The sequence below is a fragment of the Thiothrix lacustris DSM 21227 genome (assembly GCF_000621325.1).
GTDB lineage: Bacteria > Pseudomonadota > Gammaproteobacteria > Thiotrichales > Thiotrichaceae > Thiothrix > Thiothrix lacustris.
In genome coordinates this window covers 1-15391 of record NZ_JHYQ01000018.1, presented here as the reverse complement: position 1 = coordinate 15391, position 15391 = coordinate 1, and the positions used below count along the sequence as shown (strand labels likewise).

Sequence of the window (15391 nt, the reverse complement as noted above, 5' to 3'; positions counted from 1 at the left end):
CCGAAAATCAGGTTTAATCAGCTTCATTGTCGACATTGCTCAAGAAAGCTGTCGACAATACAAACGTGTGTACGGTTTTCTTGAAAAATAGGTCAAAGTTGCGGTGCTTTTTGTGACGACTTGTTGAGGCAGTGTGATATTCTCACGCAATGGAAAATTTGTATTTAAGTCAAACACGTTTCGACGATTTCCCGCTGGATGAACGCTTATTAGCCTCTATTCGGGAAACCGGCTTTGAATTTTGCTCGCGCATTCAGGCGGAAACCTTGCCATTCACCTTGGCAGGGCAGGATATTGCTGGTCAGGCACAAACGGGTACGGGTAAAACCGGCGCGTTTCTGGTAGCTGTGTTCCAGCATTTACTGAGTAATCCGTTGCCGGATGCCGGGGCAGGCACCGTGCGTTGCATGATCCTCGCGCCGACCCGCGAACTGGCGATCCAGATTGCGCGTGATGCTGAAGAGCTGGGCAAGCATACCGGCTTACGTTCGGTACTGGTCTACGGTGGGGCAGGCTACGACAAGCAACGCCGTCAATTTGAAGAGCCGGTGGATGTGTTAATCGGTACGCCGGGTCGGGTGATTGATTACTGGAAACAACACGTTTTCACCCTAAAATACACCCAAGCTTTGGTGATGGATGAAGCCGACCGCATGTTTGACATGGGTTTCATTCAAGATGTGCGCTTCCTGATGCACAAAATGCCGCCGCCTGCGAAACGTTTGAACATGCTGTTTTCTGCTACGCTGTCGCAGCGCGTGCTGGAATTGGCGTATGAACACATGAATAACCCGCAACAGGTCAAAATCGAGACCGAATCGGTGCGGGCGGATAATATTACCGAGCATGTGTACTTCCCGGCGAATGATGAAAAGATTCCCCTGTTGATTGGCCTGATTCGCAAGCTCCAGCCGTTCCGGGCGATTGTGTTCGTCAATACCAAGCACATTGCGGAAAAGATTGATGATTTCTTGCGGGCGAATGGCATTACCTCCGACCTGATTTCCGGCGATGTACGCCAGAACAAGCGTGAAAAGCTGCTGCAAGCGTTTGAGGCGGGTGAGTTTCAAGTGATGATTGCCACCGATGTGGCGGCGCGTGGTTTGCACATCCCCGATGTGTCGCACGTCTTCAACTTCGATTTGCCGCAATTGGCGGAAGATTATGTCCACCGTATCGGGCGTACTGCGCGCGCCGGGGCATCGGGAGAGGCGCACAGTTTTGCGTGTGAAGACACCGCGTTCTACCTGCCGGATATTGAGGAATACACCGGCAAGTCGATTCCGGTGGAACGGATTACTGCCGAATTGCTCCCCACTGAACTGAAGCGTCCGCAGCGCACTCAGCGTGAGCGGGTCAACCATCACCCTGATGGCAACCGCCCACCCCGTCAACACAGTGGCGGTGGTCAGGGGGGCGGTGGACGGCGGCGCAGACGCCCCAACCCAGCCGGTTAAGTCTAAGGAGTTTCCCGCATGAAAGCCTATGCCAAACGCTTGCACAATCCCTTTAACGGTGCTGTTCAGGTAGTGGCATCAGAGCAGATTCGTGCCTTAAGTTACAATGGATTGGAGTGGGAACTTCAATTCCAATGTCATACGCCACGCGGTATCCAGTACGCTCGTATCGGGCGTTGGACAAAGCGCAACGGTTTCCGCCCCTATCCCCTCGACCCCAGCATTGAGCGTGACGCAGTAGAAAGCGCCTACCGACCACTGGTAACGGCACTCGAAACCACCGCCGTACCTCTGCCACAAGACGATCACTACGAATTCTGGTTGCTGGATGAAAAACACCGCCAACCTTTGGCGCTGCTCGCCAGTTGCCGCCTTGCCAGCGAAATGCTGCAAACCAGCATCCACCCGATCTGGAAAGCGCTCAATGCCAGCCAGCTAGACCTGTACAACACCCCCGAAGAAGAACAGCGCGGCGCACCCCCACCCAGTTACCGACTTGAACAAAACGTCAAACAGCGTGCCGGACAAAACCCCCAAACCCGCTGGTTCTTGCGTGCGGCGGATGGTAGCGGTCAAGCGCTGAATACCGCTGCTGAAGTGCTAGACGCACACTTGCCAGCGGACTATTTCCCCCCCCTGTTATTACGCGAAACCTGGGATAACCCAGCGGAACAGGCATTGTGTGAACGTTACCTACAGCGCTTATCGCCGCACCTGCTGATGCTGCAAGGCTTGTCGCTGGAAAGCCGCGACCGCGTAGAGCAAATGGCCAGCCAGTATGCACAAGAAGTGGCAGCCAGCTTCCATCTATACCCAGCCGTTGCTGACCCGCAGCGCATGACAGCGTTACGGGTCGAGGCACGCTTACGGGATGCTTGCCTGAAAGATTAACGGAGTAGGGTCAATCAAGCTGCCGTCTGCATCGCCACTTCCGGCAGTTCCAGTGCCGCTGCAATCGCATCTTCCACCCGTTCCAGCCAGATGAAGTTGAGCTGTTTGCGGGCATTTTCCGGCACATCTTCCAGATCGCGGCGGTTACGTGCGGGCAACATCACGGTGTGAATCCCGGCACGCAAGGCGGCGAGGCATTTTTCCTTGACCCCACCAATCGGTAGCACCAAGCCGCGTAAGCTGATTTCGCCGGTCATTGCTACATCACTGCGTACCTTACGATCACTCAGCAAGGAGACCAGCGAAGTGAAAATCGACACGCCTGCACTGGGGCCATCCTTGGGGATTGCGCCCGCCGGAACGTGCAAGTGGATGTCGTGTTTTTCGAAGACTTGCGGGTCAACCCCAAAGCGTCTGGCTTGCGACTTGATCAGGCTCAGGGCGGCTTGTGCACTTTCCTTCATCACGTCGCCGAGTTGCCCGGTGATGATCAGCTTGCCATGCCCCGGCATTTTAGTGGTTTCGATGAACAGGATGTCGCCACCCACAGGCGTCCACGCCAAGCCAGTCGCCACGCCGGGTACGCTGGTGCGCATGGCCACTTCGCTTTCAAAGCGTTGCGAGCCGAGGATCGCGGGCAATTCCGCCGGGGTAATCGCTACCCGCTCGGTGTTGCCCTCAGCAATCTGGATGGCGGCATTGCGCAACACGGCTGCGATTTCGCGTTCCAAGTTGCGGCAACCGGCCTCGCGGGTGTAATCGCTGACGATGCTGCGCAAAGCGGCTTCGCTGACGTGGGCTTGTGCCGGTTTCAGGCCATGCGCTTCAAGCTGACGTGACAGCAGGTAGCGTTTGGCGATTTCGACCTTTTCGTCTTCGGTGTAACCGGGCAGGCTGATGATTTCCATGCGGTCACGCAACGGCCCTGGAATGGAATCCAGCACGTTGGCAGTAGCAATGAATACCACTTTGCTCAGGTCAAACGGCAACGCCAGATAGTTGTCGCGGAAAGTTTCGTTTTGCGCCGGGTCAAGCACTTCCAGTAAAGCCGCTGCTGGGTCGCCGTGGAAACCGCCGCCGCCGAGTTTGTCGATTTCGTCGAGCATGAACACCGGGTTGCGGCTTCCGGCTTTGCGCATTTCCTGAATGATATTGCCGGGTAATGCGCCCATGTAGGTGCGGCGATGCCCCCGGATTTCAGCTTCGTCATGTACCCCGCCAAGGCTGGAACGCACGAAGGGCAGGCCAAGCGACCGCGCAATGCTTTTGCCCAGCGAGGTTTTGCCGACACCGGGAGGCCCCACGAAACACAGAATCGGGCTGCGGCCTTGCGGGTTGAGTTTGCGTACCGCGAGGTATTCGAGGATGCGCTTTTTGATTTTCTCCAAACCGTAATGGTCTTCGTCGAGCACTTCGCGGGCTTTGGCGATGTCGATGTTTTCCGCTTCCAGCGTGTTCCACGGTAGGTCGATGAGCCAGTCGAGGTAGGTGCGGATCATGGAATATTCACCGGAGGATTCCGGCATTTTTTGCAGGCGCTTGAGTTCCTTGCGGGCTTGTTCGGCAGCCTCGGTGGACATATTGGCGTCGGCAATCGCTTGTTTCAGTTCGTCGATTTCGCTTTGGTTGCTGTCGTCATCGTCTTCGCCCAGTTCCTTTTGGATGGCTTTGAGGCGTTCGCGCAGCATGTATTCGCGCTGGCGGGCATCCATCGACTGTTTGGTTTGCTGGTCGATTTCGCGGGTGAGTTTTAACACTTCAAGCTGGTGGCGCACGTGTTCGGCTACCTTGTCGAGGCGTTCGCGCAGCGCGGTGGTTTCGAGGATCACCTGCTTTTCCTGCGGGCTGATATCGAGGAAATTGCTGACTAAATCGGCGAGTGCGCCTGCGTATTCCATGCTCTGGATAGCAGCTACCGCTTCGGGCGGGGCTTGCGGTAACAGTTGCAGGGTTTCGATGGCTTTTTCCTGCAAGTGGCGCATCCGTGCCTTGATTTCGGGGTCGTCGTCATCGGCTTCAGGAATCATGTCGACGTGTGCTGCCAGATACGGCAAGCCTTCCACGTAATCGCGCACGCGGAAACGTTCCTCACCTTGCACCACTAAATGGTGTGTGCCGCTGGAGGTGGTGACGTAGCGCACAATATTGGCCAGCGTGCCAATAGGGTGCAGGTGGTCGCTAGCTGGCTCGTTAATGTCGGGCTGCTTTTGCAGTACCAGACCGATTTTGCTGCCATTTTTGACGGCTTCCTGTGCGGCTGCCAGTGATTGTTCACGCCCAACGGTGATGGGGATAGCCATGCCGGGAAATAGCACAATGTCACGCATGGGGATCAGGATCAGTGGTTCGTTCATGCTTTTGCCTCTATGGTATGTGTATTAACCTAGTGAAAAGGTCAACTATTCTTATTGGATAAGATTGTGCTAGCCGGGGAAATTTCAAGTATCAGTACTGCGGCATTAGTTGATGCTGCCCGTGATGGAGCAGTTAGCCATGTCGTCGAAAATTTTCTTCAAGCCGGGGCTGTTTTCACCGCCATGCATGGGAATATCAAGGTATTCACATTTGTTGGCTTCGGACTGGAAGTAGATTTTCAGGTCGCCATCCATGATGAACGGGGCGTTTTCGAGGTCGGTGACATCTTCCAGTGTGATCGGGTCAAGCGTGCAGACGCGCATAATCAAATTCTCCTAGCGGTTATTGTTGGTTAAGTGTCTTTCTTGTACGAAAGTGATGCAATTAGTCCTATAATGCATCGGGTATTTATACAAGAGTCTTACAACATCCATCATTAAACTGGTGTTTATGGCTATTGCAGTGGATATGGGGCGATAATTCCTAATAGGCAGCAATCACAAGGATTTTAAATATGAATGTCAGCATTATCGGCGGTACAGGCTTCGTCGGCACTTACCTCATTGATGCGTTGTTACAGGCCGGGCATACCCCGCGTGTGTTAGTGCGGGCGGGGAGCGAGGGCAAACTCGCCGCTGCCAGCCAGTGTGAAACCGTTTCTGGCAACATTGGTGATAGCGCCGCGCTGGATAACTGCTTGCAAGGCACGGATGCGGTGATTTACCTGATCGGCATCCTGCGCGAATTCCCCGCCAAGGGCATCACTTACGAAGAAAGCCAGTTTCTGGGTGTGGAGCGCACAGTCGCGGCCGCGCAACGTCAGGGGGTGAAACATTTCATCCTGATGAGTGCCAACGGCGTGAAAGCGGGCGGCACGAAATATCAGGATACCAAGTTCCGCGCCGAACAATGTGTGCAAGCTTCCGGGCTGGCGTGGACGGTGTTCCGGCCTTCGGTCATTTTCGGTGAGCCGCGTGGCAAGATGGAATTCTGCACGCAATTGCAGAAAGAACTGGTGTTGCCGCCGATTCCCGCGCCGCTGTTTTTCGGTGGGGTGAATATCTTGCAAGCGGGTGAATTTCAGATGCAGCCCGTGCATGTGACGGATGTGGCGCAAGCGTTCGTAGGGGCGTTGGATAATCCTGCTGCCATCGGCAAAACCTTTGCGTTGTGCGGGGCGGATGCGGTGAGCTGGAAAGCCATTATCCAGACCTTGGCGCAGGCTTCCGGGCGCAGTGGCAAACTCGCCGTGCCTGCCCCGGCGGCAATCCTCAAGGTGGTTGCTGGTGTGTTGGATAAGCAGGCATGGTTCCCGATTACCCGTGACCAGATCGTGATGTTGCTGGAAGGGAATACCTGTAGCGATAACTCCGCGTGGCAAACGTTCAGGATGACGCCGAAACGCTTTGCGCTGGAGAATTTGGGGTATTTAGGGGGATCGGAATAGCTCCACTCCTTACAAGCCTATTTGCGGCTTCCCCCTCACTTGCCTATATTCCTACTAACCAACTCAACTATTTGAGAGGCAGTGAGAATGGAAGCCGCAGAACGACAGCTTGATGCAATGAACCACGCCGGTTATGCCGCCGGGTTCATTACCGATATTGAGTCTGACACCGTGCCGCCGGGTGTGGATGAGTCAGTGATCCGCTTCATTTCCGCCAAGAAACGCGAGCCTGAGTTCATGTGCGAGTGGCGTTTGCAAGCCTTCCGCCAGTGGCTGACGATGACCGAGCCGACGTGGGCACACCTGCATTACCCCAAGATCGACTACCAAGCCATTTCCTATTATTCCGCCCCAAAATCGGCGTCTGACGGCCCCAAAAGCCTGGATGAGGTCGACCCGGAATTGCTGCGTACTTACGAGAAACTCGGTATTCCGTTGCAAGAGCAAAAAGTGCTGGCAGGTGTTGCGGTCGATATGGTGTTCGACAGCGTGTCGGTAGCGACCACGTTCCGCAAGCAACTCGCCGAAGCCGGGGTGATTTTCTGCTCGATTTCCGAAGCGATGCGCGAATACCCGGCAATGGTGCAACAATACCTTGGCACGGTCGTGCCGCCCGACGACAACTATTTCGCTGCCCTGAATGCCGCCGTGTTTACGGATGGCACGTTTGTGTACATCCCGCCCGGTGTGCGTTGCCCGATGGAGCTTTCTACCTATTTCCGCATTAATGAACGCAATACCGGGCAGTTCGAGCGTACTCTGATCATTGCCGACAAAGGCAGCTACGTTAGCTATCTGGAAGGTTGCACCGCGCCGCAACGTGATGAAAACCAGCTCCACGCCGCCGTGGTCGAGCTGATTGCGCTGGAAGATGCCGAGATCAAATATTCCACCGTGCAAAACTGGTATCCCGGCGATGCTAACGGCAAAGGCGGCATTTACAACTTCGTCACCAAGCGCGGTTTGTGTGCGGGCGACCGTTCACACATTTCGTGGACACAGGTGGAAACCGGCTCAGCGATTACTTGGAAATACCCCAGTTGCATCCTCAAAGGTGACGATGCGGTGGGCGAATTCTATTCGGTTGCCGTGACCCGTGGCGCACAACAGGCCGACACTGGCACGAAAATGTATCACATCGGCAAAAACACTCGCAGCACCATTGTTTCTAAAGGCATTTCCGCCGACCGTGGGCAAAACACCTACCGTGGCTTGGTGCGCATGAACCAGAGCGCGGAAAACGGGCGCAACCACACCCAGTGCGATTCGCTGCTGATCGGGGACAAGTGCGGGGCGCACACCTTCCCCTATATCGAAGTCGCCAACCCAACCGCCAAAGTTGAACACGAAGCCACTACCTCGAAAATCGGTGAAGACCAATTGTTCTACTGCCGCCAACGCGGCTTATCGCCGGAAGACGCGGTGTCGATGATCGTCAACGGTTTCTGCAAGGAAGTCTTCAAGGAATTGCCGATGGAATTCGCGGTGGAAGCGCGGAAATTGCTGGCAATCAGTTTAGAAGGCGCAGTGGGGTAATACAGGAGAATGAACATGTTATCAGTCAAAGACCTACACGTAGTCGTTAACGGCAAGGAAATCCTCACTGGCTTGAATCTGGAGATCAAACCCGGTGAAATCCACGCCCTGATGGGGCCGAACGGTTCGGGTAAAAGTACCCTCTCCAAAGTGTTGGCAGGGCGTGAAGAATACGTCGTGACCGAGGGCAGCGTGACCTACAAGGGGCAGGATTTGCTGGCGTTGGCGCCGGAAGTGCGTGCCCAGCAGGGTATTTTCATGGCGTTCCAGTATCCGGTGGAAATCCCCGGCGTCAACAACACCTATTTCCTGCAAATGGCCTTGAATGCCATCCGCAAGGCACGCGGCGAGGCTGAATTGAATTCGCTGGCCTTTATGCGGCTGGTGCGTGACAAGCTCAAAGCGCTGGAAATGGATGAAAGCCTGCTAAAACGTTACGTCAACGCCGGTTTTTCTGGCGGCGAAATGAAGCGCAACGAGATCCTGCAAATGACGCTGCTGGAACCGAGTCTGGCGATTCTGGATGAAACCGATTCCGGCCTCGACATTGACGCGCTGAAAATCGTGGCGCGTGGGGTGAATACCTTGCGCAGCCCGGAACGTGCCATGCTGGTGATTACCCACTACCAACGGCTGCTGGATTACATCGAGCCTGACGTGGTGCATGTATTGAGCGGCGGCAAAATCGTTATGTCCGGCGACAAATCACTGGCGTTAGAACTGGAAGCCAAAGGCTACGGCTGGGTTCAGGATGGCTTGGAGCAAGCAGCATGAATACCTTACCCACTTCACCCGAAGCCATTGCTACCTTGCTGGGGAGTTTCCAACCCGTTGCGCTGGAAGATGATTTGCTGACCCCGGATGACGTGGAACAATTGCGCCTGACCCCGGTGGAGAGCCTGCGCGTGGTCATGCTCAACGGCTTTTTCATGCCAGAACTGTCGACGCTACCGCAGGATGGCAGTGTCACGGTGGCAACTACCCTGAATACCGATTCACCCGACGAGGGTGTGTCTATCCGCATCAAGGCTGGCAGCGTATTGGCGCAAGCGCTGGAAGTGCTGCACGTCAGCTTTAGCTTCGAGAGCGAATTCATCGCCCAGCCGCGCCTACGGGTGGTGTTGGAAGCGGGCGCACACGCGACACTGGTCGAGCAATACACGCATTTATCCGACACCTTGTGCCTGAATAACGCGGTGGTGGAGGTGTTTCTGGAAGCGGGGGCGCGGCTGTCACACCCGCGTTTGCAGCAAGAAAGCCTACGTACCCGGCATTTGTCCAGTTTGCATGTGAATCAGGCGGCTGGCAGCCATTATCACGGTACGACGCTGGCCTTCGGCGGAGCATGGTCACGCACCGAGTTCCACGTCGCTTTCAGCGGCACGGGGGCGCATTGCGACCTCAACGGTTTTTACCTCGTCGGGGATCAGCAAACGCACGACATGCATTTGGATGTGATCCACAACTTGCCCGGTTGCAGCAGTAATGCACGCTTCAAGGGTATTTTGTATGGCAATGGCAAGGCAGTGTTTAACGGCAATATCGTGGTCAAACCCGATGCGCAAAAAACCGATGCCCGCCTCAGCAACGATAACCTGCTGTTGTCACGCGCTGCCGAAATCGACACCCGCCCACGTCTGGAAATTTACGCCGATGATGTGCAATGCAGCCACGGCACGACTGTCGGCCAGCTTGACCCGGAAATGCTGTTTTACTTGCGAGCGCGGGGCATTCCGCAAACGCAAGCAACCCTGATGGTATGCGATGGCTTTGCCAGCGAAATCATCGACACCTGTAACGCTGCCGCCTTGCAGCAACAGGCGCAAACCCTGCTGGCTAAACGGCTGGCAAGCGTTACCGCCCTTGCGGGAGTGAACGATGCTTGATCTGGAAGCCAAGCGCGAATGGTTGCGTGGCGAAATCATCAACGCCATCCGCCAAGTGTATGACCCGGAAATCCCCGTCAATGTGTATGACCTTGGGCTGATTTACGATTTGGCGCTGGATGAGGGCAATAACGTGCATATCCGCATGACCCTGACCAGCCCCGGCTGCCCGGTGGCAGGCAGTTTACCGGGTATGGTGGAAGCGGCGGCGCATTCCCCGGTAGAAGTCAACGATGTCACCGTGGAATTGGTGTGGAATCCGCCGTGGGATCAATCGCGCATGAGCGAAGATGCCCGTTTGCAACTGGATATGTTTTAAGGCACCAAGCGATGGATGAAATCGACAGCATTGCCAGCGACTTTGATTTTCTGGAAGACTGGGAACAGCGTTACCAATACCTGACCGAGTTGGGCGAAGCTTTGGAGCCGATGCCGGAAGCGGAGAAAACCGAAGATAATCGGGTGAAAGCCTGCATGAGCAAGGTATGGGTGAATGCTTTGCCCGACCCGCAACACCCCGGCAATCTGGTGTTTCAGGGCGATTGTGACACCGCTATTATTAAGGGTGTGGTGGCCTTGCTGGTCAATCTGTTTGCACACAAATCCCCCCAACACATCATTGATCTGGACGTTGATGTGTTATTTGATCGCATTCGGCTGGCGGAAAATCTCAGCCCAACGCGGCATGTGGGAATTTATGCGATTGTCGAAAAAATGCGGGCGCAGGCGCAAGCGCTTAGATCTTCTTGACGAACTCGGATTTCAGGCTCATTGCGCCGATACCGTCAATTTTGCAATCAATATCGTGATCGCCTTCGACCAGACGGATATTTTTCACTTTAGTGCCAACCTTGACCACCAGTGATGAGCCTTTCAGTTTCAGGTCTTTGATGACGGTGACGGTATCGCCGTCTTGCAAGATATTGCCGTTGGAATCCTTGATCACGCGGGCTTTGTCGGTGTCATCGGCAGTGGCGACTTGTGGCCATTCGTGGGCGCATTCCGGGCAGACGAACATGGCACCGTCTTCGTAGGTGTATTCAGAAGCGCATTTGGGGCAGGCTGGCAGAGTGCTCATGGGGGTTTAACCTCGGCTAAAAGGCGGCAAGGGTAGCACAATTTGCGTTCCGAAGGTCTATTGCGAGGCAGACCAGTGTTCCCACTCCGAAGGCCGCAGACCATAACGTGCGGGTGTACGGGCAATATCAGGGTGCTGTTGCAACAATTTTTCGGGTATGTTTCCGCAACCAGCGTTTGCAGAAATGGCATTACCAATACTCTGCTTCAGTTGTAGCCATCAATATCAGTTGCCGTTTGGCTTGCCTGTTCCAGTAATTGCCGTGACAGGTAATACCCATTGGCAGCCATTGTATCCAACACACTAACAGCATCGGTAATCACACCGCGTTGTTGCGCCACCCAGAGAATTTTCACTGTCCCAACAAATGTCAGTCGCCGTTGCAGGGCTTCCCGCCGTGCCAGTCTGTCATCCATGATCAATAATGGGGTGGGATATTCGGCGGCAAGCTGCATCGCTTCTTGTTCACCATTCCCCAAACAGACTGGGAAATCTTGTGGTGCTGTTACCGTTTTTACTACCAACCATCCCTGTTGTTGCGCTTGTGCAAGCGCCAGTGCTGCGCCATCGCTTTGTGCTTGGCACTCTTGCCACACTGCCGTCGGAATCAGCACCTGTTGGAATAGTATCTGCAACAGAGACAATTGCCCAACCCCTGCCAGTGCTAGCAATGGGCCGGTATCGCTGATTATGACAGCCATGCAGACAAATCTTTGGCTTCATAGGGGGTTGTTTCATCCACTCGTGCAATCTCGATGCCCAAATGCCCTAAATGCCGGATGAAGTCACTCATGCTCAAGTTACTGAGTTTGCTCGCTTTGCCCAAGGACATCAGCCCCTCACGGTACAAGCTGGCAGCTAATGCGGGGCGCAAACCACTTTCGGTACAGCTGAGGGTTTCATCCAGATGCACTAGCAGCGAATCGGGTTCATCTCCTTTTAAAATCAACACGGGGGCGGTACGCGCATGGCGCATAGCAAGGGATGGGTTTTTCTTGAGTTCACGGACATTGGTTGCGTACATGGCAGTATCTCCTATAGCAGTTGGCTTAGTGTAGTCCACACTTTGAGTCCACGCTAGGATAGTCGTTTACTTTGCACTAAGTACTTTGCGCAAACAACCCACCCACATCCACCCGCGCCCGCAGCTTCGCCGCCAGCAAATACAGCCCGCCGAGCTTACGGTGCAAAAACAGCGCATCCGCCGGTGGGGTATGCCAATAGTCCTGTTCCATGCTCAAGGCCATGCCCGCATCGCGGATACGTGTTGCCAGATTCGACGTGCCGAAATCATACACGCCATCCCAACGTAGTGGTTCACAGGCTTGCACAAACAAATCCAGCACCGCTTCGCGCTGTTCCGGGCGAATAAATTCCTGGAAGAAACCGATTTGCGTCGCACCCGCATCCATCATGGCGCGGTCTTTTTGCACAGCGCCCTGCATCACCTGATGGTAGCCTTCGGCAATGCTGGTGGGGTAGGCGCGGGTTGCCCCAAAGTCGAGCAGGATCAATTGCTGCGTGGCGCGGTCATAGCGGTAATTGGCAAAATTCGGGTCGGTCTGCACCAGCTGGAAGTCGAAGATTTCGCGGAACAATAAGCTCATCAGCAAGGTCATGACGCGATCACGCTCTTCTTGCGGCGCACTCGACAGCGATTCAATCGGCACACCACCAATGTAATCCATCGCCAGAATATTCACGGTAGTGAAATCGTCATGCACTGTCGCGATCGTAAATTCAGGGCTATCCGCCAGCAGGGTTTGGTAATGACGCATGTGCGCCGCTTCCTGCAAATAATCAGCTTCCTGATGCAATTGCAGTTTGGCTTCTTCCAACAGGTGCTGGTAGTCGATGCCTTTGGGGATCAGCCCGGAAATGCGCAGCAAGGTGGCGACATTATCCACATCGCTGCCGATGCTTTCGCGCACGCCGGGGTACTGAATTTTCAGTGCTAGATGCCGCCCGTCTTTGGTTTGCGCCGAATGCACTTGCCCGATGGAAGCCGCCGCTAAGGGTTGGAAAGAAAATTGCTGGAAGTGCGTGTTCCAGCCTTTGCCCCAATTCTCATCCAGCACTTTGGCGAGTTGGCTTAACGGCATGGGTTTGGCGTCGGAACGCAGCCGCGAGAGGATCTCGGTGAGTTCGGGGGGAAGCATATCGCCCGCATCCATCGACAGCAGTTGCCCGACTTTCATCGCTGCGCCGCGCAAGCGTGCCAACTCATCGGCCACGCGCTTGGCATTCGCCGGGGTGAGCAGCAAGTCGCTGACTGTGGGGCGGTTGCCTTGGGCGAGTTGGCGTGCGCCTTCGGCAATCATGCCGCCTGCAACGCCGGTAGCGAGTGAGCCTAGGCGTGCCATGCGTGCCAACCGTCCGGCCGGGACACTGGCATTGTGTTTTTCGTCAATGGTACTCATGGCAATTTCATCGCTTCGAGGTGTTCAGGGTTGATGCACAGGCGATTGCCGCAGGTTTGGCGTACCAGCGATTTCGGCGGGATTTCCCCGAAAAATGCGATGTAACTGGCATCGTCTGCACCGACAGTGCGCGGCATTCCGTCATCCTGAATCATGATGCGCCCACGCCCACTATTGCTGATTTGCCCCTGCCATTCCCAGCATTGGGTGGTGGGGTTAATCGTGCTGAGGGATTTGAGTTGGGCTTGCAGTTTGGCTCGGTACATGGAGGTTTCCTTTCAGATAACACAACGCCTAGGGTGCGAAGGGTAAGCCCTTGAAATCGAAAAGCTGCCCTGAATCGCTCAATTGTAGCGTTTGCATAACGTTAAGCAAGTGCTTGGCGGTGAATTCGGTTGTCTGCAAATGTTCGGGAGGCACATTGCGTTGGAAAGGGGCGGACAGCGCGGTCGCGGTGGTGCCGGGTTGTAAGCCCACGATAATGGTTGGGCGCTTCATACGATTGCATTCAATGGCAAAGTTTTTAATCAGCATATTCAGCGCGGCTTTGCTGGCGCGGTAGGAATGCCAGCCGCCTAAACGGTTGTCGCTGATGCTGCCGACCCGTGCGGATAACACGCCGATAGTGGTCGGGTGTTTGGGGTTAAGTGTTGCCAGCAAGTGTTTGACCAGCAATGCGGGGCCGATGGTGTTCAGGGTGAAAGCGCGTAGCAGGTGATCAGCTTCCAGATTGCGCCAGGTTTTTTCGGGTTGGGTCGTGTTATCGTGCAACCAACCTGTTGCGATAAAAACCCAATCTATTTCGGCTTTGGCGGGCAGGGCTTGCAGTGCGCTGATCATGCTGGCTTCGTCGGTGAGATCAAAGCCTATGTCTTGCGTTGCAATGCTTAACGGTAACAACGCGTCGGTGTCACGTGCTAAGCGAATCAGGTGGATGTCGGGAAATTGCGCTGCCAGTTGCTGGCAAAAGGCTTGCCCGATACCGCCCGACGCGCCTGCGACTAATACATTGCGGGGCGTGGGTGTCATGGTTAGTGGCCTGTACAGATGCGCATGATAGGGTTCCGTCTAGTGATTAAGGTTATACAAGTGTCTTCATTGTACCTAAACTTTGCAATTAGGCTTGCTAGGTATCAGGTATTTATACAAGAGTGTGACAAAATGTGTTTTTGTCGGGATAATATCACTATTAATTGGCAATGGCAGATGGGAAGATGGAAGAAGCCGATATTGGCCGGATTATTGAAATGGCGTGGGAAGATCGTACCCCGTTTGAGGCGATTCAAACCCAATACGCGCTCAATGAAGCGGCGGTCATCAAACTGATGCGCGACCAGATGCAGCCCTCCAGTTTTCGGATGTGGCGCAAGCGCATGGCGGGGCGCACCACTAAGCACCTCGGCAAGCGCGGGTTTGGGGTGGGGCGGTTTGTGTGCCCATCGCAGCGTACTCGTTAGGAGCAAAGCATGACGTATAAAAATCCAAACCCACAAGGCAAAGGGCTGGTTCCGGTGCTGGCTGCTTTGGGTGGGGCGAAGTCAGGGGTTATTGTCTTACCCAAACAGGTTGAGCAGATTGCTGCTGAGTTGTTTACATCAATGTTTATTCTGGAAAGCCGCTTTAGCTTCAAGCCGGTGAGGGGGCGCAGCTATTGGCTGTACCGTTACGGTGAGCGTTTCCAGTTATCCTTGATGGCACCACAGCAATGGAGTGTAGGCACGTTTGATCAGGTTATTGGTTGTTGTGAGTTGCACAATGACCTTGCGTGGACGCTGACCTTGAGTGAAGAAGCCAGCCATGATCAGAGCTTCATGGCGTTTATCGCGACTCGGCGCGAACGTTTTCAACAAGCCTTGCAAGCTAGCCAATCATTGGATGAGGCGTTACCCGTCTACGTGCAAGCGCTGCCGTTTTACCAGCGGGTGTTTGCCTCGGCTTTGGCGAGTTCGTTGGGTAAGTCGATGCAACTGTCAGGTATCGCTGGCTTGAGTTATCAGCAGGCACAGCGGCAATTAGAAACGATTGAAAGGAGTGATGGTTGACTACTCCCCACGGCTAAAGCCGGGGGATTCCTAATTCACCGAGAACAGGACGACGACACCGAAATGCCATCGCCACTAACATTCTCTCCAAAGGCTAACACCGCCAGCCCGGCGGCTAAAATGTTACGTGCTGCATTCACGTCACGGTCGTGGGTTGTGCCGCATTCGGGGCACTCCCACGATCGCACGTCCAGCGGCATGTTTTCTTTCACGAACCCACAGCAGGAACAGCGTTTAGTGGACGGGAAGAATCTCCCTATCTCAACGTATGTCCTCCCG

The 15391-nt window shown here is 54.8% G+C and carries 19 protein-coding genes; 10 read left to right on the top strand and 9 right to left on the bottom strand.

Annotation, left to right across the window (positions count from 1 at the left end; translation table 11 throughout):
- Positions 1 to 149: 149 nt before the first annotated feature.
- Together Q394_RS0109635 and Q394_RS0109630 are read left to right on the top strand one after the other, a co-directional pair.
- The gene (locus tag Q394_RS0109635; protein WP_028489105.1) at positions 150 to 1457 is read left to right on the top strand and encodes a DEAD/DEAH box helicase; all 1308 of its coding nucleotides are present in this window, start codon (positions 150 to 152) and stop codon (positions 1455 to 1457) included.
- Positions 1458 to 1475: 18 nt separating this feature from the next.
- Positions 1476 to 2348, top strand: a complete 873-nt coding sequence (locus tag Q394_RS0109630) for a hypothetical protein (RefSeq protein ID WP_028489104.1) — start codon at positions 1476 to 1478, stop codon at positions 2346 to 2348.
- 14 nt (positions 2349 to 2362) lie between these two features.
- Here Q394_RS0109630 and lon read toward each other — a convergent pair whose 3' ends face one another.
- Together lon and Q394_RS0109620 are read right to left on the bottom strand one after the other, a co-directional pair.
- Positions 2363 to 4702, bottom strand: coding sequence for an endopeptidase La (lon, locus tag Q394_RS19770; RefSeq protein ID WP_051543232.1), 2340 nt, complete (start codon positions 4700 to 4702; stop codon positions 2363 to 2365).
- A 105-nt stretch (positions 4703 to 4807) separates the two neighbouring features.
- Complete coding sequence (locus tag Q394_RS0109620; protein WP_028489103.1) at positions 4808 to 5026, bottom strand: hypothetical protein; 219 nt, start codon at positions 5024 to 5026, stop codon at positions 4808 to 4810.
- Between the two features lie 191 nt (positions 5027 to 5217).
- Between Q394_RS0109620 and Q394_RS0109615 the strand changes: the two genes are divergently transcribed.
- The 6 genes from Q394_RS0109615 (at position 5218) to Q394_RS0109590 (ending at position 10322) form a co-directional block, all read left to right on the top strand.
- Complete coding sequence (locus Q394_RS0109615) at positions 5218 to 6150, top strand: NAD(P)H-binding protein (RefSeq protein WP_028489102.1); 933 nt, start codon at positions 5218 to 5220, stop codon at positions 6148 to 6150.
- Positions 6151 to 6237: 87 nt separating this feature from the next.
- Positions 6238 to 7686: a Fe-S cluster assembly protein SufB gene (sufB, locus tag Q394_RS0109610; protein ID WP_028489101.1), complete on the top strand. Its 1449-nt coding sequence runs from the start codon at positions 6238 to 6240 to the stop codon at positions 7684 to 7686.
- Between the two features lie 15 nt (positions 7687 to 7701).
- Positions 7702 to 8460, top strand: coding sequence for a Fe-S cluster assembly ATPase SufC (sufC, locus tag Q394_RS0109605; protein WP_028489100.1), 759 nt, complete (start codon positions 7702 to 7704; stop codon positions 8458 to 8460).
- Positions 8457 to 9572: a Fe-S cluster assembly protein SufD gene (gene sufD / locus Q394_RS19765; protein WP_051543229.1), complete on the top strand. Its 1116-nt coding sequence runs from the start codon at positions 8457 to 8459 to the stop codon at positions 9570 to 9572. The genes sufC and sufD overlap by 4 nt, the downstream gene beginning before the upstream one ends.
- Positions 9565 to 9891: a DUF59 domain-containing protein gene (locus Q394_RS0109595; protein ID WP_028489099.1), complete on the top strand. Its 327-nt coding sequence runs from the start codon at positions 9565 to 9567 to the stop codon at positions 9889 to 9891. Before sufD ends, Q394_RS0109595 begins: the two co-directional genes overlap by 8 nt.
- 11 nt (positions 9892 to 9902) lie before the next feature.
- Positions 9903 to 10322, top strand: coding sequence for a SufE family protein (locus Q394_RS0109590; RefSeq protein WP_028489098.1), 420 nt, complete (start codon positions 9903 to 9905; stop codon positions 10320 to 10322).
- Here the strand turns inward: Q394_RS0109590 and Q394_RS0109585 are convergent.
- From Q394_RS0109585 to Q394_RS0109560, 6 genes are all read right to left on the bottom strand, one after another.
- Complete coding sequence (locus Q394_RS0109585; protein WP_028489097.1) at positions 10309 to 10650, bottom strand: zinc ribbon domain-containing protein YjdM; 342 nt, start codon at positions 10648 to 10650, stop codon at positions 10309 to 10311. The two genes, Q394_RS0109590 and Q394_RS0109585, sit on opposite strands and share 14 nt — an antisense overlap.
- Positions 10651 to 10856: 206 nt before the next feature.
- Complete coding sequence (locus Q394_RS0109580) at positions 10857 to 11351, bottom strand: PIN domain-containing protein (RefSeq protein WP_028489096.1); 495 nt, start codon at positions 11349 to 11351, stop codon at positions 10857 to 10859.
- On the bottom strand, positions 11339 to 11674 hold the full coding sequence (locus Q394_RS0109575; protein ID WP_028489095.1) for a UPF0175 family protein: 336 nt from the start codon (positions 11672 to 11674) through the stop codon (positions 11339 to 11341). The genes Q394_RS0109580 and Q394_RS0109575 overlap by 13 nt, the downstream gene beginning before the upstream one ends.
- A gap of 76 nt (positions 11675 to 11750) precedes the next feature.
- Positions 11751 to 13070 carry an ABC1 kinase family protein gene (locus tag Q394_RS0109570; protein WP_028489094.1) on the bottom strand — a complete coding sequence of 440 codons (1320 nt, stop codon included), beginning with the start codon at positions 13068 to 13070 and terminating at the stop codon, positions 11751 to 11753.
- The gene (locus Q394_RS0109565) at positions 13067 to 13336 is read right to left on the bottom strand and encodes an HNH endonuclease family protein (RefSeq protein WP_028489093.1); all 270 of its coding nucleotides are present in this window, start codon (positions 13334 to 13336) and stop codon (positions 13067 to 13069) included. The genes Q394_RS0109570 and Q394_RS0109565 overlap by 4 nt, the downstream gene beginning before the upstream one ends.
- Before the next feature lie 28 nt (positions 13337 to 13364).
- A complete protein-coding gene (locus tag Q394_RS0109560; RefSeq protein WP_028489092.1) occupies positions 13365 to 14099 on the bottom strand; it encodes an SDR family NAD(P)-dependent oxidoreductase in 735 nt (244 codons plus the stop codon).
- A gap of 185 nt (positions 14100 to 14284) precedes the next feature.
- On the opposite strand from Q394_RS0109560, the gene Q394_RS0109555 reads away from it, so the two are divergent.
- Together Q394_RS0109555 and Q394_RS19760 are read left to right on the top strand one after the other, a co-directional pair.
- Positions 14285 to 14527 (top strand): TIGR03643 family protein, encoded by a 243-nt coding sequence (locus Q394_RS0109555; protein ID WP_156946812.1) that lies wholly within the window; start codon positions 14285 to 14287, stop codon positions 14525 to 14527.
- A gap of 9 nt (positions 14528 to 14536) precedes the next feature.
- Positions 14537 to 15112 carry a DUF2452 domain-containing protein gene (locus Q394_RS19760; RefSeq protein ID WP_038141092.1) on the top strand — a complete coding sequence of 192 codons (576 nt, stop codon included), beginning with the start codon at positions 14537 to 14539 and terminating at the stop codon, positions 15110 to 15112.
- Between the two features lie 35 nt (positions 15113 to 15147).
- On the opposite strand, the gene Q394_RS21920 is transcribed toward Q394_RS19760, so the two are convergent.
- On the bottom strand, positions 15148 to 15391 hold a 244-nt coding region (locus Q394_RS21920), incomplete at its 5' end, for a zinc ribbon domain-containing protein (RefSeq protein ID WP_156946810.1).